The organism is Brucella pecoris, assembly GCF_006376675.1.
In the GTDB taxonomy this organism is placed as follows: Bacteria; Pseudomonadota; Alphaproteobacteria; order Rhizobiales; family Rhizobiaceae; genus Brucella; species Brucella pecoris.
Map to the genome: position 1 here is coordinate 36,149 of NZ_VEWK01000010.1, position 23,241 is coordinate 59,389.

The window sequence follows — 23,241 nt, forward strand, 5'->3', positions numbered from 1 at the left end:
GCTCAAGATTATTGGGCCGATCAAACTTCGAAGAATCATAAATCGAATTCCCACTGGAAGGGAAGCGACGGTCTCTCTGATGCCGCATGGATGCAAATTGGACAATCGCATCGAAAGCTCGTGCAGGATACGGCCGCTTCCGTCGGCTTGAACGTGCAGGGCTCCCAGATATTGGAATGGGGTTGTGGAGGCGGTGCGAATGCAGTTGAGTTTGTGGATCTGGCCAAAGCCAAGCCATGCTTGTTTTTGGTACGCCCAAGGGGAATCGAACCCCTGTTTGCGCCGTGAGAGGGCGCCGTCCTAACCGCTAGACGATGGGCGCATAAGCCATGCCGCTGATATAATCGCCAAAAAGAAAAAGCGCAATCCTCGAAGGCAGAAACAATCAAGGCGGCCTGATTGCCGCCCTGATCAGATTCTATCCGTTCTACTCGACATTGCCGAGCTTGATGCGACCGATGATACGGGATTCGCGATAATCATAGATGATGAGTTCCGTACCGCCATCCGGCAGCAGGGTTTCCAGCGAAAGTTCGGTGCCGGAAAGGCTTTGCGAAAGAAGACGGGTGCCGGGCGTCAGGTTGATCTGCGATTCGATCAGCTTCGGCGGTTCCGGCTTTACCGGAGCGGACACGGCCTGTCCTGGGATATCGGAACGGGCTTCTTCAACCGGCGGGGTTTCCGGCGCACGATTGATCTTGTAGACAACGGCGACAAGCACCGCCATAAGACCGATCAGCATGACACCGATGGAGACGGCCAGAAGCCGGATCATTTTGCGGCGCACACGTTCCATGGCTGGATCAAGCTGGGGCTCGGCCTGTTCATCCGGGTAATAGCCCTGCTGATAGTCCTGATAGCCTGAATCCTGATGATTCTGGTATCTCGGATAGTGTGGATCCTGCATTCAACGACTCCGGTTCGAACTTCGCCGTGTTACGGCGTGTGGCGCGTGATAGAGCATTTTGCAGCCAAATGGAAACATTTGACGCCGCATAAATGCGGTAAAACCAAGAGATAGAGCAGTTCTGACGATTTCGTTAAGGCAGAACAGCTCTCATAAAGGAAACACACGAGTGAAAGAGCTAACAACCGACTCCGATGCCACAGGCAAGCGTCTCGACCAGTGGCTGGCCGCAGCATTGGGGCCGGAACTCTCGCGCAGCCGCGTTCAGTCCCTTATTGCCGAAGGCCATGTGACCATCGACAGCGCACCCGCCCGTGAAGCCAAGCAGAAGCTGCGCGAAGGCATGACTATCGCCATCGTGCTGCCTGAGCCGGAACCAGCCGAACCGATTGCAGAGAACATACCGCTCGATATTCTTTACGAGGATGATGATCTCATCGTGATCAACAAGCCCGCAGGACTTGTCGTTCACCCAGGCAACGGCAACTGGACGGGAACACTCGTCAATGCCCTCATATATCATTGTGGCGATAGCTTGTCGGGCATCGGAGGAATTCGTCGTCCGGGCATCGTTCATCGTCTCGACAAGGATACGAGCGGCGTCATGGTCGTGGCCAAGAATGATCGTTCCCACCGGCATTTGAGCGAACAATTTGCCGACCATGGCCGCACCGGCGATCTGGAACGCGCCTATCTCGCGCTCGTCTGGGGCATGACCGAACGCCCGCAGGGCTTCATCGACGCGCATCTCGGACGTTCGCATCGCGACCGCACCAAACAGGCGGTCGTCAATGAAGAGCGGGAAGATGCTCGCCACGCCATTACCCATTATGTGACAGTGGAAAAATTCGGGCCCCGCGACGATGCCACCGCACTGGCCTCGCTCGTCGAATGCCGTCTCGAGACAGGCCGTACCCACCAGATACGCGTGCACATGGCACATATCGGCCACCCACTTGTCGGCGACATGGACTATGGCAGCGCCTACAAGACCAAGGCCAACAAACTGCCGGAACCATTGAAAGAGGCCGTACGCGGTTTCCACCGGCAGGCACTGCATGCCTGGCTGCTCGCCTTCACCCATCCAGCGACAGAAGAGCTGATGCGTTTCGAAGCGCCGGTGCCGGAAGACATGGAGCACCTTCTGGAAAACTTCCGGAAACATTCTATATAATACTGACAACCATCATGGTTGGCTGAACGGATGACAGCCTGTAAATAAAAGGCTGTTTCATCATCAAGATCGGGGCGCGGTTGGCATGAAAGCCGCTCTTGACCATATATTTCAAGCGCGCTTTGCAACCTTTGCCACGTGGCGACGTTCACGTTGTAGTGACAGATTGTTTCATGAGTTAAAGGATCGTGTTTTCGCCAAAATCATGCCTATATATGAAGGCTCGCGTGAGGGAAGTGCAGGAGGCAGCCCCCGCGACAGGTTCGCCAAACGGGAACCTGAAATTATAAAGGAGGGTGCTCTATGGCCCAGATGAATCTCCCAAGCATCACGTCCGGTGACGGTGGTCTTACCCGTTATCTGGAAGAAATTCGCCGTTTTCCCATGCTTGAGCCACAGGAAGAGTATATGCTGGCCAAGCGTTATCACGAACATACCGACCCCAAGGCCGCCCACAGGCTGGTAACGAGCCATCTGCGCCTCGTGGCCAAGATCGCCATGGGTTATCGCGGCTATGGCCTGCCGATCGGTGAAGTGATCTCGGAAGGCAATGTCGGTCTCATGCAGGCTGTCAAGCGTTTCGAACCTGAACGCGGTTTCCGTCTTGCCACTTATGCAATGTGGTGGATCAAGGCCTCGATCCAGGAATATATCCTGCGTTCGTGGAGCCTTGTGAAGATGGGCACGACCGCTAATCAGAAGCGTCTGTTCTTCAATTTGCGCAAGATGAAGAGCAAGATTCAGGCGCTCGACGATGGCGATCTCCGGCCGGATCAGGTCAAGCAGATCGCAACCAAGCTCAACGTCAGCGAAGACGAAGTGGTTTCCATGAACCGCCGCCTGTCCGGTGACGCTTCGCTGAATGCGCCTTTGCGCGCTTCGGAAGGTGAATCCGGCGAATGGCAGGACTGGCTCGTCGACGACAGCAGCAGCCAGGAGCAGGTGCTGATCGAGCAGGACGAACTGGAAAACCGCCGCTCCATGCTCGAACAGGCGATGGATACGCTGAACGACCGCGAGCGCCGCATTTTCGAGGCCCGCCGTCTGTCGGAAGATCCGATGACGCTAGAGGATCTTTCCGGCGAATTCGGCATCAGCCGTGAGCGTGTCCGCCAGATCGAAGTGCGTGCCTTTGAAAAGGTGCAAGCCGCAGTGAAAGCTGCGGCCTACAAGCAGCAGAAGGCGCTGAACCATGTCGAGGAAGCGCACGCCTGAAACTGATATTATCAGCAAGTTCTTTTACTGCCGCAAAGTGGGAGACCATTTTGCGGCAGAATTGTTTCAAAGCATTTCCAGCAAAAGTGCGAAGCGGTTTTGCGCAGGATAATGCGTGAAAAAATGAATAGATTGAACTGGGGCGTATCCCGAAAAGTGCGAAGCGGTTTTCGGTTAAGACGCGCGTCAAAACAAATGGTTAGAGCGCCGATCTGATTCAGTCAGATCAAAACGCGCTCTAATTATCCACCTCACCTTTGGTGAGTTCGAACCCCTCATCGATCCAGCCCATCACACCCCCTGCCATGATCTTGACCGGCCGGTCGAGATTGGCCAGCCGCAAGGCGCCGCGTGCCGCACCATTGCAATGCGGTCCCGCGCAATAGGTGACGAAAATCGTTTCCTGCGGCCATTTCGCCATTCTGGACCCGATGATTTTGCCATGCGGCAGATTGATTGCGCCCGGTATATGCGCTTTAGCGAAAAGCACTGGGCTGCGCACATCGAGAAGCACGAAATCCGCTCCTTTCAACAGCGCATCACACACATCCCAGCAATCCGTTTCGAATGCAAATTCTGCCGCAAAATGATCGCGCGCCAACGCGCTCGGTGCCGGTGATATAGCAGTCACGGCTGATTTCCTGTCGGTTCTGGCTACACTATCCATGGGCGTTCTCCTTTATCTTCAAAAAGGTTTTCGCCCATTTGCCAATTCACTTGCAATTGGCGTGATTGACAATATACGTAAAGATAATGACAAACCCAGCACAAGAGCTCGAAGGCCCGCTTGTCGTAGCCCTTCTCTATGATCGGCTTTGCACTTTTGAATTCGGCATCGTTGCCGAAATCTTTGGTCTGCCCCGGCCGGAAATGGGAACCGGCTGGTATCGATTTGCCAGTTGTCCGATAGAGGATGGCCCGTTGCGTGCGCATGGCGGGTTTGTCATCACTCCGGATGGTAGCGCCGATCTCATTGATGAGGCTGACATCATCGTTGTTCCGGGCTGGAAAGGCACAGACATTCCAGTACCGCGAGCGATCACCGAAAAGCTGCGTCGCGCGCATCGCCGTGGAGCACGGCTTGCCTCCATCTGCTCGGGTGCCTTCGTGCTGGCTGCGACCGGACTGCTCGACGGCGGCCTTGCCACCACCCATTGGCGCTACGCCGATGCGCTACGTAAAAAACACCCCGAGATTGATGTCGATGATGCATCGCTCTATCGCGAACATGATCGCATCTTCACTTCGGCCGGAAGTGCCGCTGGAATAGACCTCCTGATCGAAATCGTACGGCAGGATTTTGGAGCCGTTGCCGCGAATTCCGTTGCGCGACGGCTCGTCATGCCCGCTCATCGCACCGGCGGACAGGCACAATTCCTCGAGCGCCCGGTCACCAGGCGCGAAGGCACCGCCATCAGCCCGGTTCTGGACAGGATGCGCGCCAATCTTGCTGCAGAATGGACAATTGAGCGCATGGCCGCCGAATGCCGGATGAGCCCGCGCACCTTCCTGCGTCGCTTTGTCGAATCTACCGGTGCGACACCCGGCGACTGGCTCGTCATGGAGCGCATCGCGGCTGCCAAGGAGTTCCTTTCTCAGGGACAGGCAAGCGTTGACGACATTGCCACTTCAGTCGGCTTTGGAAGCGCCCACACGCTTCGCCATCACTTCCGCCAGAAGATCGGCATCAGCCCGGTGGAGTATCGCAGGCGGTTCCTCGCTGAGACCGTCATCCATCCGATATAAAACTGTCAAATCACTGTAATGGATTGGCTTTAGGGACGAGGGTGTGTTTCACCCAAGCCCGAAGGTCATCCCATGAAAAAGCTCCTGCTCGCCGCAGCCCTTGCGCTGACCGCTGCCACCGCCGCATCGGCTTCCGAATATGTCTCCTTCCTCGATTATCCGCAGAAGGAACAGGACGGGAAGGAATTCTTCACCGCCATCGAAATCCCGCAAGGCAGCTTCACCAAATACGAAATAGACGACAAGACCGGTCACATCGTCGTCGACCGCTACCAGTCCATGCCTGTGATCTATCCGGCCAATTACGGCTCGATCACCAGCACGCTTGCCGGTGACGGCGATCCGCTCGACGCGCTCATCTACACGCGTGAGCCGATTGTTCCAGGCGCGATCATCAAGGTTCGCCCCATCGGTGTGCTGAAGATGATCGACGGTGGCGACCAGGACGACAAGATCGTCGCCGTTCCGACCACAGACATTGATCCGACCTACGACAATATCAAGGAAATCACCGATCTGCCGAAGGTCGAACAGCAGCGCCTCGAAGCTTTCTTCCGCGTCTACAAGCAATTGCCGGAAGGCCGCAAGGTCGTTGAACTGGGCGGTTTCGACAGCGCCGAAGCTGCACGAAACGAAATTGCCAAGGCCATCAAGGCTTTCGCCGAGAAGAAATAATCACTGTGCGACCCTGATCGCTTCAAAACAAAAAGGCCGCTCGAAGCGGCCTTTTTCTGTTTCGATATGTAAGAGCTAGTTTGTGCCCAGCACGTCGTTGAACGCCTTCTCACCCGGCACGCCCTTTTCAAGACTGATAAGAGCGCGACGACCATTGCGATAGGAGATCGGAATATCGATCCACTGCAGGCGACGCATCAGCGAAAGGTTGGTGTCCTGCGCGGTACGGGCGTCGTTGAGCCATACGATGAAGAAATTGTCGCCGATCTTCGACGGCACAGCGATCAGCGGGTTGCCTGCCGCCTGTTCCGTATCCTTGAAGGTGATGCGCTGCACGTTATCCACCACGCCGCCGGGGAAACCTTCCGGCACGGTGAAGACCAGTTCAATCAGATGGCTCGCCGGAATGGACTGGTCCGTATTCTTGCGGATCGTCATCTTCAGCTCGACCTTGCTGGTCGGCATCGTAACGGTCGCGCGAACCGCCGGTTCAGCGGGCTGGCCGTCTTCCGGGCTTTCTTCGATCGTGGACCAGACCACATTGCCGCGCTCGACCGAATCCGAACCGGCGCCGCCGCGTTCTTCATAAAGAAGCGCCTGCTGGCCGACGGCTACAGTCTGGTTTTGTCCTGGCTGCGCGCCGGTCTGCGTATTCGTTTCGGCAGGCGCAGGCGTGGAAGCGGCGGTCGACGTGCCCTCGCCGATACCATTTGCACCGGCAGCAGGTCCACTATCGGTTTCGCTGCCATCAGGCATCAGCCGCTGGGTCATTTTCGGCTCGCCCGCAGGCTGTTGCGGCTGCTCGGGCGTCTGTTCGCCACCCGTCGTCGCCGCATTGTTGTCGGCTGGCGGCGTCGTGCCTTCGGGATGCGTTTCGGTATCTGAACCGGTCGCTGGCGCATCGCTGCGTCCGAGGCTCGATGCCAGTTCCTGAATTTTGTCCTTGTTGGCCCAAACCGCATAACCGGCACCGCCGACAAGCAGGACTGCAATCAGACCGGCGATCAAGCCCTTGTAGGAGCGCTGTTCTTTCTTGGCTGTGCGTTCGATATATTCGCTGCGGCGAGCCTGCGCCTTTTCCTTGGCGCGGTCCAGTTTCCAGTCGTCGCTATGCTCTGCGGAAAAGGCCGGTGCGTCGTCATCCTCACGGGAGACACTCTCGCGGCGTTCGTCGCGCGGTGTGCCGGAGAATACAGATTCATCATCATCTTCATGCGATGGTGCGCGCGTTGCTGCACCCTGATTCGCCTCTTCCAGAAAATCTTCCAGCGCATCACCGACCGGTTCTTCCGGCACGTCGGCTGGTGGCGCATAAAAAGCTTCAACCTCGGTAATAGCATCTTCAAGAATATTGCGCTGGCGGACAGCCACGGCCTGCGAGGCATTCGCCGTAACAAGCTTTTGCTCGATCGTGGCGCGCGCTTTCGCGTAAACACGCTGGCGCAGTTCGGGCGACTTGTCCGCCTGCGCATCGATCGTCTTTTTCAGTACCGCTACAAAATCCGCCATTCCGTCTTACCCGGTTTCCGCCCGTCCAGATGAACAATAAGCACAGGATGCAATAAATGTCCCAATAATCACAATAATCAAGGGAAAGCAAAGTCTCCGGCTACGATTTAGCGAAGACTTTCAAAATGATGCGGTGAAATAGTGGCGAAACCCACCCTGTTGCGAAGCTTTGCGTTGCCGATTGCGTTCTTTGTACAACGGTCAAAACAAAATCGGAGCAGCTTCCGGAAAAGCTGCTCCGAACATATCAGTTCATGACTGCAAAAAATCAGTCGTGGAATGGATCGGTGACGAGGATGGTGTCCTCACGTTCCGGGCTGGTGGACAGCATCGCCACCGGAGCGCCGATCAATTCTTCGATGTGACGCACATATTTGACAGCCTGTGCCGGGAGGTCGTTCCACGAACGCGCACCCGCAGTCGTTTCCGACCAGCCCGGCAACGTTTCATAGATCGGCTTCACGCGTGCCTGCGCGCCCATGGAGGACGGCAGATAGTCGATGCGCTTGCCATCGAGTTCATAGGCGACGCAGATCTTGATTTCATCCAGGCCGTCGAGAACGTCGAGCTTGGTCAACGCAATGCCGGTGATGCCGGAGGTACGAACCGTCTGGCGCACGATCACGGCATCGAACCAGCCGCAACGACGCTTGCGTCCTGTTACAACGCCGAACTCATGGCCCTTGGTGCCAAGGAATTCGCCGATTTCATCATCGAGTTCCGTTGGGAACGGACCTTCGCCAACGCGGGTCGTATAGGCCTTGGTGATGCCGAGCACATAGCCGATGGCCGTCGGACCGAGGCCCGAACCGGCAGCAGCCTGACCGGCAACCGTGTTGGAGGACGTCACGAACGGATAGGTGCCGTGGTCGTTGTCGAGCAATGCGCCCTGCGCGCCTTCGAACAGGATACGGTCGCCAGCCTTGCGGCGCTCGTCTAGAACGCGCCAGACCTGATCGATATAGGGAAGAATCTGATCGGCAACCGAGTTCAGTTCCTTCAAAATGGTATCGACCGCGATTTCTTCCAGACCCATGCCGCGGCGCAGCAGATTGTGGTGCGCCAGCAGACGTTCGACCTTCGGCTGCAGCGTTTCCGGCTCGGTCAGGTCGATGACGCGGATGGCGCGACGACCAACCTTGTCTTCATAAGCCGGGCCAATACCGCGCTTGGTCGTGCCGATCTTGAGACCCGAATTGGAGCTTTCGCGCATGGCATCGAGTTCACGATGAATGGAGAGGATAAGCGGCGCATTTTCGGCAATACGCAGCACATCAGGATTGATGTCGATGCCCTGTGCGCGCAACTTCTCGACTTCGGCAACAAAATGATGCGGATCGACAACGACACCATTGCCGATGACACTCAGCTTGCCGCGCACGAGGCCGGATGGCAGCAGCGAAAGCTTGTAGCTGACGCCGTCGATGACAAGCGTATGACCTGCGTTATGACCGCCCTGGTAGCGCACGATGACATCGGCGCGTTCGGACAGCCAGTCAACGATCTTACCCTTGCCCTCATCGCCCCATTGCGACCCGACGACAACCACATTTGCCATTGAAGAAACTCCTTGGCTTCTATTTGAAAATCCAAGGATCAAAGCGGCCCGGTCATCGCCAGTTGAGGCTACAGGGTGCTGATCCCTCGTCTCTATACAGATTGAAACGGGATTGCGCGACTCTTTCGTGCAAGAAATTCCCGATTTTTGAACACCGTCCGGCAAGCAGGGCGCTTAGGTCGCTTGAGATTCCGTTTGTGGCGTGGCGAAAATGGTGGGATTTGAGACCCGGAGCGGAATGTACTTTCGGGTACATGAGCACCGGAAGGAAATAATCACGCCATTTGCAGACCGCCAAAAACGGAATATCTGCGACCTAGCCGGCGCGCACCATGTAGAGTGCATCATCCGAATAGCTCTTGAGCTTTTCCTCAAGCGCCGGGAGGTCGCGAACGACAAAACCCTTCTTTTCCCAGAAGCCCTGCGAGCCGCTGACGGCAACGAGCGACATGGTGACGAAACCGTCGCGTTCAGCCTGCAAGGCCATCAGTTCGACCACGCGCGTGGCAGCACCGCTGGAACGGGCTTCGGGCAGAAGCGCGATATCATGGATATAGTAGGTATTGGTGTCGTCGGGCAGTTCGCCCAGAACGGCGTTGAGAGCCGGGACCGTATCCAGCTTCCATGGATGGCTGATGCCATATCCGAGGATTTCATTGTCACGGGCGAGCACGAAGCAGCCAGCCGGATAGAGTTTGAAGCGGTCCCGGAAGACCGCCTCATCTTCGAAGAAATCGAGATGGACAACATTAGCAACCGCAGTCACGCTCGCAATATCCTGCTCGTGCATGCGCCGCCATTCCGGCTGTACCATCTCTTCAACCATTTTCTCAAACTTCTCCGACGTTGAACTCAAGCGGTGTTGCCGCCTTGATTGCCTCTTGAGCCGTCAGTTCGTCAAGTGCTGCCTGTGGAATCTGTTCATCCACATAGAGCATGGCGATCGCATCGCCACCCGGATGGTCACGTCCGAGCGAGAAGTTGGCGATGTTGATATTGTGCTTGCCGCAGATCGTGCCAAGCAGGCCGATCATGCCGGGAACGTCCTTGTTGGTGACGTAAAGCATGTGCGGGCCGACCTCGGCGTCGAGATTGATTCCCTTGATCTGGATGAAGCGCGCCTTGCCGTCCGAGAAGCAGGTTCCGGCAATGGAGCGTTCACGCAAGGTGGTCTTCACCGTCAGCTTGATATAGCCGTCGAAGATGCCAGACTTGTCGCGCTTGACTTCCGAAACGATGATGCCGCGTTCCTTCACCATGATCGGTGCGGAAACCATGTTGACGTCGGCGACCTGCGGACGGATGAGACCGGCCAGGGTCGCACTCAGCAATGCGCGCGTGTTCATGGTTGCGGTGGAACCGTCGAACAGCACTTCCACTTCCTGAATCGGCTCGTCCGTGACCTGACCGACGAAAGCGCCAAGCACATCGGCAAGCTTCACGAATGGCTTCAGACGCGGCGCTTCTTCCGCCGTGATCGAGGGCATGTTGATGGCGTTGGAAACGGCGCCCTTCACCAGATAGTCCGACATCTGTTCGGCTACCTGAAGCGCGACATTTTCCTGTGCTTCCGAGGTCGACGCACCAAGATGCGGCGTGCAGACGACATTGGGCAGCGAGAAAAGCTCGTTTTCCGTCGCCGGTTCCGTTTCGTAAACGTCGATACCCGCGCCTGCCACATGGCCGGATTTCAGCGCTGCCACCAGATCCTTTTCCACGATCAGTCCGCCGCGGGCACAATTGACGATACGCACGCCCGGCTTGGTCTTGGCCAGGTTTTCCGCATTGATGATGTTGCGGGTCTTGTCGGTCAAGGGCGTGTGCAGCGTGATGAAATCGGCGCGGGCCAGCAGCTCGTCCAGCTCGACCTTTTCAACGCCCAGTTCCTGCGCACGGGCTTCGGACAGGAACGGATCGAAAGCCACCACATGCATCTTCAGGCCGATGGCGCGCGTGGCGACAATCGAACCGATATTGCCGCAGCCGACGACGCCCAGCGTCTTGCCGGTGATTTCCACGCCCATGAAGCGGTTCTTTTCCCACTTGCCAGCGCGGGTGGAGGTGTCTGCCTCCGGCAATTGCCGCGCCACGGCGAACATCAGCGCAATGGCATGTTCGGCAGTGGTGATCGAGTTGCCGAAAGGCGTGTTCATGACGATGATACCACGGCGCGAAGCCGCCGGAATATCGACATTGTCCACGCCGATACCGGCGCGACCGACGACCTTGAGCTTCTTGGCGGCTGCGATCAGCTTTTCCGTGACCTTTGTGGCCGAACGGATCGCCAGACCGTCATAATCGCCGATGACTTCGAGAAGCTTTTCCTTGTCCTTGCCCAGATCAGGCAGGTAATCGACTTCCACGCCGCGATCCTTGAAAATCTGGACGGCAGTGGGCGAAAGCTTATCGGATACGAGAACGCGAGGTGCCATGGTGGCCTCCTTCAAACATTTTCAGACCAAGCATTTCCTGTAAACGCAGACCGATCTGCTTCAGGAAATGCTATGAATAATGGGAGATGCGGACCGTGGCCGCCCCAACGCGGACCACGGTGTCATGCATGAAATGCTCAGGCAGCAGCTTTCAGCGCAGCCTTCTGCGTTGCAAAAGCCCAATCCAGCCAGTGCGTCAGCGCTTCCAGATCGGAAGCTTCCACCGTCGCGCCAGCCCAGATACGCAGACCTGAAGGTGCATCGCGATAGGCGCCGATATCATAGGCAACGCCTTCCTTGTCGAGCGCGGTGACGATGCCCTTGGCAAAAGCGGCCTGCTCGTCGGCAGACAAGGCAGTCACTTCCGGATCGACAATCGTAAGGCAGACGGAAGTGTTCGAACGCGTTTCCGGCTTCACGGCCAGATTGGCAATCCACGGCGTCTTTGCGACAAAACCGTCGAGAACCGCAAAATTCGCATCGGCGCGCGCAACCAGCGCATCGAGACCGCCAAGCGATTTCGCCCATTTCAGCGCATCGAGATAGTCTTCCACGCAGAGCATGGACGGCGTGTTGATGGTCTCGCCGACGAAGATGCCTTCGATCAGCTTGCCGCCCTTGGTCATGCGGAAAATCTTCGGCAGTGGCCATGCAGGCTTGTAGCTTTCCAGCCGTTCCGCCGCACGCGGGGAAAGGATCAGGATGCCATGCGCGCCCTCGCCGCCCAGCACCTTCTGCCAGGAGAAGGTGACGACATCGAGTTTCGGGAAGTCGAGACGTTGGGCGAAGGCGGCAGAGGTCGCATCGCAGAAGGTCAGACCCTTGCGATCCGCCGGTATGAAATCGCCATTCGGGACGCGCGCGCCAGACGTGGTGCCGTTCCAGGTGAAGACCACATCGCGGTCGAAATCGACCTGCGAAAAATCGACAATCTCACCGTAAGGCGCTTCGAAGGTGCGGACATCTTCGAGCTTGAGCTGCTTCACCACATCCGTGACCCAGCCCGAGCCGAAGCTTTCCCACGCGACCATATCGACGCCACGCGCGCCGAGCATGGACCACAGCGCCATCTCGACAGCGCCGGTGTCGGATGCCGGCACGATACCGATACGGTAGTCGGCAGGAACCTGCAGCACTTCGCGGGTAAGGTCGATGGCTTCTTTCAGCTTGGTCTTGCCGATTTTCGCGCGGTGCGAACGGCCAAGCGCCGCATCGACCAGCGCATTCAGCGACCAGCCGGGACGTTTTGCACAGGGACCGGATGAAAAATTAGGATTAGCCGGGCGAACTGCCGGCTTCGCAATCGTCGTCATGTTGTTTCTATCCTCTCAGATAGCACGCGTCTCGTTGGGGAGACGTGGCCCACTTACTGGGATAGCCGAAAGTGCATTTTTCCTCAATACGGCTTTCGGGGAATATTTTCATCCAACTCGCCCGAATTGCTTCGGGCGAGTAGAATTTCATTATCGCGTGACCGTTTGTGTCTCTGTCGGCTCCTCTTCCATGCGCGCATAATAGCTTGCAATCAGCGCACCGGAGATATTGTGCCAGACACTGAAGACGGCGCTCGGCACGGCCGCCAGCGGTGAGAAGTGCGCATTGGCGAGAGCTGCGCCCAATCCACTGTTCTGCATGCCAACCTCAATGCTGATCGCCTTGCGCTTTGCCAGCGACAATCCCGCGAAACGCGCGGCGAAATAGCCGAGCAGCAGACCGAAGCCATTGTGCAGGAACACCACCGCGAAGATCAGCAGGCCGGACTGCGCGATGGCAGCCTTGTTGACCGCGACGACGGCTGCAACGATGAGCACGATACCGATAACCGACACAAGCGGCAGCATCGGCACAGCGGCCTTGACGAGGCCCGGAACCAGTTTCTGCAGAACGAAGCCAAGCGCCAGAGGCACAAGGATCACCTTCACAATGCTGATGAACATGCTCATCGCATCGACGGGCAGATATTGGCTGGCGAAGAACCAGACCAGAAACGGCGTCACCAGCGGCGCCAGCAGGGTGGTGACACTTGTGCAAGCCACGCTCAGCGCCACGTCGCCCTTCGACAGATAGGTCATGACGTTGGAAGCCGTGCCACCGGGGCAGCAGCCGACGAGGATCACACCCGCCGCCACTTCCGGCGACATCGGGATAATGCGCGTCAGCAACACGGCGAGCAGCGGCATGATGATGAACTGCGCCAGCACGCCGATAGCAACATCGAAAGGTCTTTTGGCAACTTCTGCAAAATCCTTGCCGGAAATCGTCAGGCCCATTCCGAACATGATAATGCCGAGCAGAACCACGATCCACGGCGCAAACACGCTGAATGTCGACGGCAGAACAAAACCGAGAATGGCAAAGACAATGACCCAGACGGCAAATGTCCGGCCTACGAAATCTGAAAATGCTGCAATTGCTTTCATAACCCTCCCCTTTTCAGGACACGCATTCGTCGCGTTCTGTCACCTGTAAGGAATCGGGCCGCACATGAAAACGAAAAATTCGAAATAGCTAAAACAATGAATTGCAAAGCGGGCCATAAGGCCCGCCGCAATTATAGCAGGGCGCTAAGATGCTAACGCATCACGCCCTGAAAATGCTCAATTGCCGCACGGGCTTAACCAAGTCTCGATGAGGCTTGGTATTACCAGGTCGTAAAGCGCACACCGGCACGCAACTGATGGGACTGAATGTCCTTGTCGCTGAGCGTGATGCCTGCGGCACTTGCAATATCCGCGCCTTCGATGACCCCATAACGATAGCCGATATCGAGCTTGATGTTGGATGCCACATCAATACCGACACCCGCCATGAGCGCCCAGGCGAGACAATAATCATCATCTGTCTTGTATTCGCCATAAGCCGTATCAATGGAATAACGCACATTGGCAAAGCCGAGGCCTGCACCGAGATAGGGCGTGAAGCCGGAGTAGTTGCCGAGATCGACATAGGCATTGGCCATCATATCCCAGCTACGGACATCGACGTCATAATCGTCGAAGCTCTGTTTGGAATAGCCGAGTGTCACGTCGCCACGCAGATTATCCGTGAACTGATAACCGATACCGATGGAGGGCACGACAGTCTTGGCCAGATCATAGCTTTGAGAGCCATTCCAGAAAGACGTCTCTGTCTGGATCTTGACCTTGGAGGAGAGGTTGTAGCCGATATCACCACGCAGATACCACCCGGAACCCACCTCGACCGGCTGCTGCATCGGAACGCCCGGCTCATAGCTGATCATATCGAGATCGGCCGCAAAAGACTGCGATGCAAAGCACAATCCGGCCAGCAAAGCAGCCGACGAACAGAAAGCACGCCAATGCATAGACATGATGAAATCCCCGCTTATGAATTTATCATCATGTATGAATGAACATAGTTAAGATCGCATAAATATAGGGATATTTTTACTATGTTTCTCAAGCATTTCCAGCAAAAGTGCGAAGCGGTTTTGCGTGGGACAATGCGATCTCTAAACAAATAAGGCCCGGATGACCGGGCCTTATCTCATCTTGCGATTTGCTATTTATTTGTAAACGGAACCATCTACGATGGTCGAAACCTGCTGCGGGGCATAGACCGGACCTGCGCCGCCAAACATATAACGCAGGCCGACGCGTACATCGTGCACATTCATGCCATTGTCGTGGCCGTCGCCGATCCACTGGTTGCCTTCAAACATCTTGCCACCGTTGATGTGGCGATAGCGATAACCCGCATCGAGCTTGAGGTTCTGCGTGAGGTCGACCGATGCACCGGCCATGAGCGCATAGGTAAAGCGCCAGTTGGCAGCGCCTTCCTGCGTGCCTCCATAACGAACATCGTCCAGATCGCCCCACTTGACGCGCGTGCCGCCGATACCGGCACCGACATAGGGCGTGAAACCGGCAAAGTTGCCGAGGTCGACATAGGCATTGGCGAGAATGGAAAGAGCCGAGAAGCGCCCGCGCTCGTCGGAAGCGCAATCGATATCACCGTTGCAGGCCGAACCGTAGGTATGACCGTTGAACTTGGCACGGGTCATGTAGTCGACTGTCAGATCGGTGCGGAAATAGTCCGTCACCTGATAGCCGACACCGCCGCCAACAAGGAACGAGCCCTTCAGGTCACCATAGAGCGTGTTGCTGCCAAAAGTCGGCGAGCCGCCGCCGCAAGTCGCGCAATTATCGATGGTCGCGTAATCGGCGTCCCTGAACTTGGCCTTGGAGTAACCGATGTCGCCGCGCAGATACCAACCACCAACGGCAGGCGGAGCGACAACAACTTCAGGAACAGGTTCGATGATATCCGCCGCAAGAACGACAGGCACCGCAGCCATCAGGGCAACCGATGCTGCCACACCGGCAAAAAGAGTTTTCGTAAGACTTTTCATATGTCTGCCCCATCGGAGAATCGTACCGCCGCAGGCGACGGGTACGGATATTTGAGGGGGAGACTATTCGGCAAAAGTTAAATACAACTTAACCTTGTTTTTTTACCAAGTTCATTAACATTCGCTAATTTATTAAACGCAAAAAGGCGCAGGTCTCGCCCGCGCCTTGCTAACATTGTCTTTGCGATGATCAGGCCGCAGCGCTGCTTTCGGACGAAATCACATCGATGATGTCATTGACAACCTTTTCCACCAAACCGCGATCATCGCCTTCCGCCATGACACGGATGAGCGGCTCGGTGCCGGACGGACGGATAACCAGACGCCCCTGAACGCCAAGGCGCTCGGTCGCTTCGTCGATTGCGCTCTTTACCCGCTTGTTTTCCAGCGGCTTGCCGCCAGCGGTGCGAACATTCTTCAGAAGCTGCGGCACCGGATCAAACTTGCGGCAGACTTCACTGATCGGCCTGCCCTGCTCCTGCGCAACGGCAAGGATCTGCAACGCCGAAATCAGACCGTCACCCGTGGTCGCGAAATCGGACAAAACGATATGGCCAGACTGTTCGCCCCCGACATTGAAGCCATGTTCGCGCATGTGCTCGACCACATAACGGTCGCCCACCTTGGTGCGGGCCAGCGTCAGGTGACGGTCGGCGAGGAAACGCTCCAGTCCAAGATTGGACATGACCGTAGCGACGATGCCGCCGCCTTCAAGACGATCGGTTGCAGCCCAGCTTTCGGCAATAACGGCCATCAACTGGTCACCATCGATGACGGTACCGTTTTCATCGACCAGCAACACGCGGTCCGCATCGCCATCAAGCGCAATGCCCACATCGGCGCGCACTTCATGAACCTTCTTCATCAGACCGATCGGATGCGTTGAACCGCAATCCTCATTGATATTGATGCCGTTCGGTTCGTTGTTGATGGTGATGACTTCGGCACCCAGTTCCCACAAAGCGGCAGGAGCGACCTTGTAGCCGGCACCATTGGCGCAATCGACAACGACACGCAGACCATTCAGATCGATATTGCGCGGCAGGGTGCGCTTGGCGAACTCGATATAGCGATAGATATCGCCATCAACACGCTTGGCGCGACCGACATCACCATGGCTTGCCATGTAGGACGACAGGTCCCCGTCAATCATCGCTTCGATCTTGAGTTCAATCTCATCGGAAAGCTTGTACCCATCCGGGCCGAAAAGCTTGATGCCATTGTCGTAGAATGGATTGTGCGATGCGGAAATCATCACGCCAATATCGGCACGCAGCGAGCGGCAAAGCATGGCAACAGCGGGCGTCGGGATCGGACCAAGCAGAAAAACATCCATACCGGCGGCGGTGAAACCTGCCACCAGCGCATTTTCCAGCATATAGCCCGAGCGGCGCGTATCCTTGCCGATCACAACGCGCGAAGCCTGACCCTTGCGGCGGAAGATGTGGCCAACCGCCATGCCGACTTTCATGGCGACTTCAGGTGTCATCGGAAAGCTGTTTGCCTGTCCGCGAATACCATCGGTTCCAAAATATTTCCGTGTCATCTGTTTCGCCTTGCGCTGAGCCATGAAACGCTCTCTATGCCTTCAAATATATGCCGCCCGAAATGATCGGTGAGCAAAGGCTGTCGATTGGACAGCAGATTTTCGCTGTTCTTAACGCGAAAACGCTCACAAAAGCAATTTCGCCTTTGGCGGCAGGTTCAACGTTCCCACGTCCAAAGTCGTAAGCTGGTGCAATATGATGCACCGAAATCCTTAACGAGCCTTTGCGGCAGGCCCGAGCCAAAACAACGTCAGGAAACAAAAAAGCCGGGACAAGCCCGGCTTTCTTTCGCTTTCGAGCCGTTTATTGCGGCTGCGGCTCCATACCGGGTTCGCTGCCGGGCTCACTACCCTTGCGCTTGCGCGGGCTTCCAGCCTTCGGCACACCCGAACCACGGGACGGCGTATCGTTACCCTGATCGCGCGACGGCTTGTTGCCCGCAATCAGTTCTTTGATCTCGTCGCCGGAGAGCGTTTCATATTCGAGCAGACCTTCGGCGAGCGCGATCCAGTCCTTCTTTTTCTTGGTCAGGATGCGGGTCGCCTCGGCATAAGCCTCGTCGATCAGACGACGCACTTCGGCGTCAATGATCTGCGCAGTTTCTTCCGAAACATTTTGCGTACGGGACACGGAATGACCAAGGAAGACTTCTTCCTGATTGTCACCATAGGCCACACGACCAAGCTTGTCGGAATAACCCCACTGGGTCACCATTGAACGGGCAAGCTTGGTGGCCTGCTGAATATCGGAGGAAGCACCAGAGGTGATATTTTCCTTGCCGAATTTCAGCTCCTCTGCCACGCGGCCGCCCATCATGATGGCAAGACGCGACACCATCCAGGTATAGGTCGCCGAATAACGGTCGCCTTCCGGAAGCTGCATAACCATGCCGAGCGCACGACCACGTGGAATGATGGTTGCCTTATGGACCGGATCAGCAGCAGGCACATTGATCGCAACGATGGCATGACCGGCTTCATGATAGGCCGTATTGGCCTTTTCTTCAGGCGTCATGGCGGAGCGACGCTCCGCACCCATCATGATCTTGTCCTTGGCGTCTTCGAATTCCTGCATGGTCACAAGGCGCTTGTTGCGGCGTGCGGCCATAAGGGCGGCTTCGTTGACGAGATTGGCGAGATCAGCACCGGAGAAGCCCGGCGTACCGCGTGCGACAACCCTGAGATCGACATTGGGTGCAAGCGGCACATTGCGCACATGCACTTTGAGGATCTGCTCGCGGCCGACGATATCGGGGTTCGGAACCACGACCTGACGGTCAAAACGGCCCGGACGCAGCAATGCGGGATCGAGAACGTCGGGGCGGTTGGTTGCCGCAATCAGGATGATCGATTCGTTGGCTTCAAAACCGTCCATCTCGACCAGAAGCTGGTTGAGCGTCTGCTCACGTTCATCATTACCGCCGCCAAGACCGGCGCCGCGATGACGACCGACAGCGTCGATTTCGTCGATGAAGATGATGCAAGGCGCATTCTTCTTGGCCTGTTCGAACATGTCACGGACGCGGCTTGCGCCAACACCGACAAACATTTCGACGAAGTCAGAACCGGAAATGGTGAAGAACGGCACATTGGCTTCGCCCGCAACCGAGCGTGCCAGAAGCGTCTTACCGGTACCGGGAGGGCCTACGAGCAGCACGCCGCGTGGAATCTTCCCACCCAGACGCTGGAACTTCTGCGGATCGCGCAGGAATTCGACGATTTCCTCAAGATCCTGCTTGGCCTCGTCCACACCGGCGACGTCCTGGAAAGTCACGCGGCCATGCGCTTCCGTCAGAAGCTTGGCCTTCGACTTGCCGAAACCCATCGCGCCGCGCGAGCCGCCCTGCATCTGCCGCATGAAGAAAATCCACACGCCGAGGATCAGGATCATCGGCAGCCACGACAGGAGAATGCCGATCAGCGAGCTGGAACCATCGGTTTCAGGGCGTGCGGTAATAGCGACGTCCTTGCTTTCAAGGCGCGACACAAGACCTGTATCGCCTGGCGAATAGGTCTGGAAGGTGGAGCCATTATCCGCAAAGGTACCGCTGATCCGCTGACCGGTGATCGTGACCGCTTTCACGCGACCATTGGATACGTCGTCAATAAATTGCGAATAGGAAACTTCACGGGAATTGGAGCGCTGACCTGGGCTTTGGAACAGGTTGAACAGCGCGATCAAAAGAAGAGCAATGATCGCCCAGAGGGCGAAGTTGCGATAGTTCGGATTCATATCGGGTCCAATCGATACCACGGCCATTCCGCGGGCACGGAACGATGTTTCGGTCTAACATAGGATCGAAGGATGGCCTTGCCAAGGCGCGTTCGGCCCCGCATCCGCGATTCTTGTCACTCTGGTTTACAAAAATTAGGACATTTCCGCGCAGTCGCGCCCAAGACGGGCCTCAACGGCCATTGCGAGCTCGAAATCATGCCCTGGCAGAACGTGATCGAAGATCGCAAAATGTCGTTTGATATGAATATTTTGCGGAAAATTCTCATCGGGCAGGAACGGCAAAACGAAAAGTCTGCCATCTCTATACAGGGCCGGCAGAACCAGCAGCGCGTCACGCTTTCGAGATTCGGTTTCAATGTTCTGCGACTTCAGAAAGTCCGTAAGTTCCTGTCGTCCCGGCGCAGCAAGATCAAAACCCGTTTCGCTTTCATTTGAAAAACGGAAACGGCCGTCCCAGACAATTTCTTTGCCCGGCTCCAGCGGCAGTTTCGGCAGGTTGCGCTTTTCGCGACGGAACCGATGTGGTGAATCGTCCTCGCCGCGCTCGATCAAAGCACCGAATACCGTCAGGCGATGGCTGTCGTCTCCCCCAGACAGAACCCGTTCAATGCGTGACCGCTCGCTATCGCCCGGCAGGAAACGACGCCCACCGGCAATTGCCGCCAGTAATCCCGAGAAAAGACGCCTCACATTGACAGGAAGAGCAGCGTAAAGTTCTGGAGCAACGAGCAACGCTCCGTTTGCATCAACGCGCAAGCTTGCCGGATCGGCGATTGCGGCGATCAAGGCCGCATTGTCACGCTCGCGCGCGGCCCCGGCCCCGGCAATCTGGTCAAGAATCATCTGCTTGTCGGTCTCGGCAGCGATGCCCAGACGAATCCGCGGTCGTTCATATTTCGTATTTGCGTTGCTGGGATCATCCACCCAGGCGATACCTCTGCTGCGCAATTCATCGCGTAACGCCTGCCGGGAAACGGTGAGCAGCGGGCGATCGAGTTCGATCGATCCTTCCAGCCATGCGCGCGACGACATGGAGGCAAGCCCACGCGCCTCGGCATGGCCGCTGCGTTCCTTGCGCATCAGAAAGGTTTCGATCTGGTCATCTTGCGTATGACCGGTGACGATGAAGGCTCCACCCGCATCCCGTGCCGCCTGTACCAGCAGGCGATAGCGCGCCGTGCGCGCGGCTGCGGCAAGCCCATTTGTCGGCTTGGCCTCGTCCCAGACCAGAATGCGGTGTTCGATTCCATATTGTCGGCAAAGCAGGCCGACATTTTCGGCTTCATCCTTCGATTCGACGCGCAGCCGATGGTCCACCGTAACGGCAATCAACCGGGGTGGGTTCTGTAGCATGGCCAGATAATCCCGAAGGAGGAAAAGCAGGCCGATTGAATCGCTGCCACCCGAAACGGCAGCAACAATGGCACTGGCTTGCCCAAATCCGAATGGCTCGAATAGTTTGAAAATATTGCTTGGGGTGAGCCCCACGAAATAACTCCGCAATCAGCACTTAGCGCGGCTGCGCTCATCAGCAACGCGTTTCAATATGGCGGGCGCCGCCTTGGGGTAACGGTCTGGAATCTGCGCAAAAGTTGCGCAGGCGACATCGCGATTGTCCATCTTTTCAAGCGTCATGCCGAGCTTGAACATGTTTTCCGGCGCTCGCTTCGAATCAGGGTAATCGCGCTGCGTATCGATGAAAACCGTTGCGGCTTCCGGAAAACGGCCCTGACCGTAAAGCGACTCTCCAAGCCAGAAACGCGCTTCCGCCGTATTGGGATCAGCCGGATAGCGCTTCACATGCTCGCGGAAACCGGTTTCGGCCGACTTGTAATCGCCCGACATCAGAAATTGATAGGATGCCTGATAAAGCGAATTGGGATTATCGTCGGTCGGAAGAGATGCAACCGCATCGCCTGCAGCCGTACCACCCGCCGCAGCGCCGGGTGCCGCGCCTGGCTGTGCTGCGCGCGGTGTGGTGTCAAGCGTTTCGCCGATTACATTGCCATTGGCGTCGAACCGGATGGAACCCAGCGTTTGCGGCGGTTCGCCACGTGCCGGTCCACCCTGTGCGGGCGCATTCGAACCAATAGCCACGGAATCGGCGCCAGAGGACTGGCTGGCTGCAGTCTGCGAGGATGCATCATATCCGCCGCCCTGCGGAGCATTTCCGGAAACCCCGCCATCGAGGTTTCCGTTGCTGCCCGGATTTGAACCGGCATCGGCGAGCGACGTGTCGCCACCGCCTTGCTGAACACCCGTATCGGCGCGCTTTCCCGTTTCCAGAAACTGGAAGCGGCCTTCATTTGCTTCCTGCATCTTTTGCATCTGATCCTGCATTTCGAGGATCTGGAAGTTCATGGCTTCCGCACGTGCGCCCAAGGCATCTGCTATCGCGGCAGGATTGCCCGTACCCTGTGCACAGAGATCGGCACCGGGAGAGGCAGCAGCCGCAGCAGACTGAACCCCACTACCGGAAGAAGGCGAGGTTACGCCGCTCTTCTTTTCCAGTTCCTCGAACCGGAATTCGTTGTCTTCCTGCGTCTTTTGCAACTGATTATCGGTAAACGAAATCTGGGCGTCCACATCCTCGACCTTACCGGTCAGGTTGCGAATCAGTTCCTGCTGAAGGCCAGGACTCTGATAGCCGCCGCCCTGTCCGGCGCCGCCGCTATCCCGCATGGCTTCATCGAGAATCGCCATCGAGCCGATGCTGACGTGGTTCTGTGCGCCACCACGGCCCTTTTCCAGTGCCTGGAACCGCGCTTCGTTATCGCGCTGGATTTTCAGCATCTTGTCGCGAAGCTGCAAAATCCGCGCGTAGGACTGGGCGTTCTGATGTGCCAGATTGCAGACTTGCTGCGAAAACTGATCCCCGCCGGGAGCGCCTGCCTGTGCGAGCTGAATCCCCCCTTGCGAAGAAACAGATGCCGCCATAACCGGAGCACTCACCAAAAGCGGCAGCATGGCAATTGCCAGTGTCACTTTCCTCATTGGTTTCCTCATTCCCTTTTGCCCCTGCGAGTTCACAATGAACAGGATGATCAAGTGCCGCGCCTGAATGGGCGCTGAACATGGTTTGCCGCACGACCAGCTCCGCTTTTAGAGCATTTCCAGCAAAAGTGCGAAGCGGTTTTGCGTCGGATAATGCGAAAAGCGAAGGCCCTTTGACGCTCACTATGACAAGTGCGACTTCGGCCAAAATTTGTCGAAGCGGCAAATCTGTCGGTCCGAAACGAAAAAAGCGGCCCGAAAGCCGCTTTTCCGTAACACTATCAAGTGTTCGCTGATTAGCTGCCTGCACCGTTGAGAACGGTGACAGCGCGGCGGTTCTGCGACCAGCACGAGTCGGCGTCACAAACTGCGACCGGACGTTCGTTACCGTAGGAGATGGTGCGCATACGGTTGGTCGGTACGCCACGCGAAGCGAGGAAGTCGCGGGTGGCAGCTGCACGACGCTGGCCGAGAGCGAGGTTGTATTCACGCGTACCGCGTTCGTCGGCATGGCCTTCGACGGTGATCGAATACTGCGGGTAACGCTGCAGCCACTGAGCCTGCTTGGAAAGCGTCTGCTGTGCATCCGCACGGATCAGCGACGAGTCGAGATCGAAGAAGATGCGATCGCCGACATTGACCGTGAAGTCCTGCGAGGAACCTGGCGTAGCAGCGCCTGCACCGAGACCCAGATCACCGGCATTGTTCGGAAGGTTCTTCTTGGACGCACAACCGGCAACGGCGAGCGACATGAAAAGGGCAATAGCGATCGGGCTACGTGCAATCGACTGGATACGGCGCATGGGCCGGAGCTCCTTAAGATTTGATGTTCCTGCGTAACCATCCAATAATCATATTGAGGTTAAGACAGGCTCAA

The 23,241-nt window shown here is 56.9% G+C and carries 19 protein-coding genes and 1 tRNA gene; 4 read left to right on the top strand and 16 right to left on the bottom strand.

What is annotated here, in order from left to right; genetic code table 11:
- Positions 1-247: 247 nt before the first annotated feature.
- Positions 248-322 (bottom strand) — tRNA-Glu (locus FIB18_RS17385).
- A gap of 105 nt (positions 323-427) precedes the next feature.
- Entirely contained in the window at positions 428-907 is a 480-nt protein-coding gene (locus tag FIB18_RS17390; RefSeq protein WP_140021913.1) for a hypothetical protein, read from the bottom strand.
- Positions 908-1,076: 169 nt separating this feature from the next.
- Here FIB18_RS17390 and FIB18_RS17395 point away from each other — a divergent pair, with 169 nt between their 5' ends.
- Positions 1,077-2,081: an RluA family pseudouridine synthase gene (locus FIB18_RS17395; protein WP_140021914.1), complete on the top strand. Its 1,005-nt coding sequence runs from the start codon at positions 1,077-1,079 to the stop codon at positions 2,079-2,081.
- A gap of 303 nt (positions 2,082-2,384) precedes the next feature.
- Positions 2,385-3,296 carry an RNA polymerase sigma factor RpoH gene (gene rpoH, locus FIB18_RS17400; protein ID WP_140021915.1) on the top strand — a complete coding sequence of 304 codons (912 nt, stop codon included), beginning with the start codon at positions 2,385-2,387 and terminating at the stop codon, positions 3,294-3,296.
- A gap of 238 nt (positions 3,297-3,534) precedes the next feature.
- Here the strand turns inward: rpoH and FIB18_RS17410 are convergent, their stop codons facing one another.
- Positions 3,535-3,963 (bottom strand): rhodanese-like domain-containing protein, encoded by a 429-nt coding sequence (locus FIB18_RS17410; protein WP_140021916.1) that lies wholly within the window; start codon positions 3,961-3,963, stop codon positions 3,535-3,537.
- 86 nt (positions 3,964-4,049) lie between these two features.
- Here FIB18_RS17410 and ftrA point away from each other — a divergent pair, with 86 nt between their 5' ends.
- Positions 4,050-5,042 (top strand): transcriptional regulator FtrA, encoded by a 993-nt coding sequence (gene ftrA, locus FIB18_RS17415; protein WP_140021917.1) that lies wholly within the window; start codon positions 4,050-4,052, stop codon positions 5,040-5,042.
- Positions 5,043-5,114: 72 nt separating this feature from the next.
- Entirely contained in the window at positions 5,115-5,717 is a 603-nt protein-coding gene (locus FIB18_RS17420; protein ID WP_140021918.1) for an inorganic diphosphatase, read from the top strand.
- Between the two features lie 75 nt (positions 5,718-5,792).
- Here the strand turns inward: FIB18_RS17420 and FIB18_RS17425 are convergent, their stop codons facing one another.
- The 13 genes from FIB18_RS17425 to pal all read right to left on the bottom strand — a co-directional run bounded on the left by FIB18_RS17425 (position 5,793) and on the right by pal (position 23,167).
- Positions 5,793-7,226 (bottom strand): transcriptional regulator, encoded by a 1,434-nt coding sequence (locus tag FIB18_RS17425; protein ID WP_140021919.1) that lies wholly within the window; start codon positions 7,224-7,226, stop codon positions 5,793-5,795.
- A 268-nt stretch (positions 7,227-7,494) separates the two neighbouring features.
- The gene (locus FIB18_RS17430) at positions 7,495-8,784 is read right to left on the bottom strand and encodes an adenylosuccinate synthase (RefSeq protein WP_140021920.1); all 1,290 of its coding nucleotides are present in this window, start codon (positions 8,782-8,784) and stop codon (positions 7,495-7,497) included.
- A gap of 316 nt (positions 8,785-9,100) precedes the next feature.
- The gene (locus tag FIB18_RS17440; protein ID WP_140021922.1) at positions 9,101-9,610 is read right to left on the bottom strand and encodes a GNAT family N-acetyltransferase; all 510 of its coding nucleotides are present in this window, start codon (positions 9,608-9,610) and stop codon (positions 9,101-9,103) included.
- Between the two features lie 4 nt (positions 9,611-9,614).
- Entirely contained in the window at positions 9,615-11,216 is a 1,602-nt protein-coding gene (gene serA / locus FIB18_RS17445; protein WP_140021923.1) for a phosphoglycerate dehydrogenase, read from the bottom strand.
- A gap of 137 nt (positions 11,217-11,353) precedes the next feature.
- Positions 11,354-12,529, bottom strand: a complete 1,176-nt coding sequence (locus FIB18_RS17450; protein ID WP_140021924.1) for a phosphoserine transaminase — start codon at positions 12,527-12,529, stop codon at positions 11,354-11,356.
- 150 nt (positions 12,530-12,679) lie between these two features.
- Positions 12,680-13,636 carry a bile acid:sodium symporter family protein gene (locus tag FIB18_RS17455; RefSeq protein WP_140021925.1) on the bottom strand — a complete coding sequence of 319 codons (957 nt, stop codon included), beginning with the start codon at positions 13,634-13,636 and terminating at the stop codon, positions 12,680-12,682.
- A gap of 221 nt (positions 13,637-13,857) precedes the next feature.
- The gene (locus tag FIB18_RS17460; RefSeq protein WP_140021926.1) at positions 13,858-14,547 is read right to left on the bottom strand and encodes an outer membrane protein; all 690 of its coding nucleotides are present in this window, start codon (positions 14,545-14,547) and stop codon (positions 13,858-13,860) included.
- 195 nt (positions 14,548-14,742) lie between these two features.
- Positions 14,743-15,588, bottom strand: a complete 846-nt coding sequence (locus FIB18_RS17465) for an outer membrane protein (protein ID WP_140021927.1) — start codon at positions 15,586-15,588, stop codon at positions 14,743-14,745.
- Positions 15,589-15,778: 190 nt separating this feature from the next.
- Positions 15,779-17,134: a phosphoglucosamine mutase gene (glmM, locus tag FIB18_RS17470; protein ID WP_140021928.1), complete on the bottom strand. Its 1,356-nt coding sequence runs from the start codon at positions 17,132-17,134 to the stop codon at positions 15,779-15,781.
- A 304-nt stretch (positions 17,135-17,438) separates the two neighbouring features.
- Positions 17,439-19,367, bottom strand: a complete 1,929-nt coding sequence (ftsH, locus tag FIB18_RS17475) for an ATP-dependent zinc metalloprotease FtsH (RefSeq protein WP_140022060.1) — start codon at positions 19,365-19,367, stop codon at positions 17,439-17,441.
- A gap of 135 nt (positions 19,368-19,502) precedes the next feature.
- Positions 19,503-20,858, bottom strand: a complete 1,356-nt coding sequence (tilS, locus tag FIB18_RS17480) for a tRNA lysidine(34) synthetase TilS (protein ID WP_140021929.1) — start codon at positions 20,856-20,858, stop codon at positions 19,503-19,505.
- A gap of 15 nt (positions 20,859-20,873) precedes the next feature.
- Entirely contained in the window at positions 20,874-22,376 is a 1,503-nt protein-coding gene (gene ybgF / locus FIB18_RS17485; protein WP_140021930.1) for a tol-pal system protein YbgF, read from the bottom strand.
- A gap of 284 nt (positions 22,377-22,660) precedes the next feature.
- The gene (pal, locus tag FIB18_RS17490) at positions 22,661-23,167 is read right to left on the bottom strand and encodes a peptidoglycan-associated lipoprotein Pal (RefSeq protein ID WP_010661371.1); all 507 of its coding nucleotides are present in this window, start codon (positions 23,165-23,167) and stop codon (positions 22,661-22,663) included.
- Positions 23,168-23,241 lie beyond the last annotated feature (74 nt).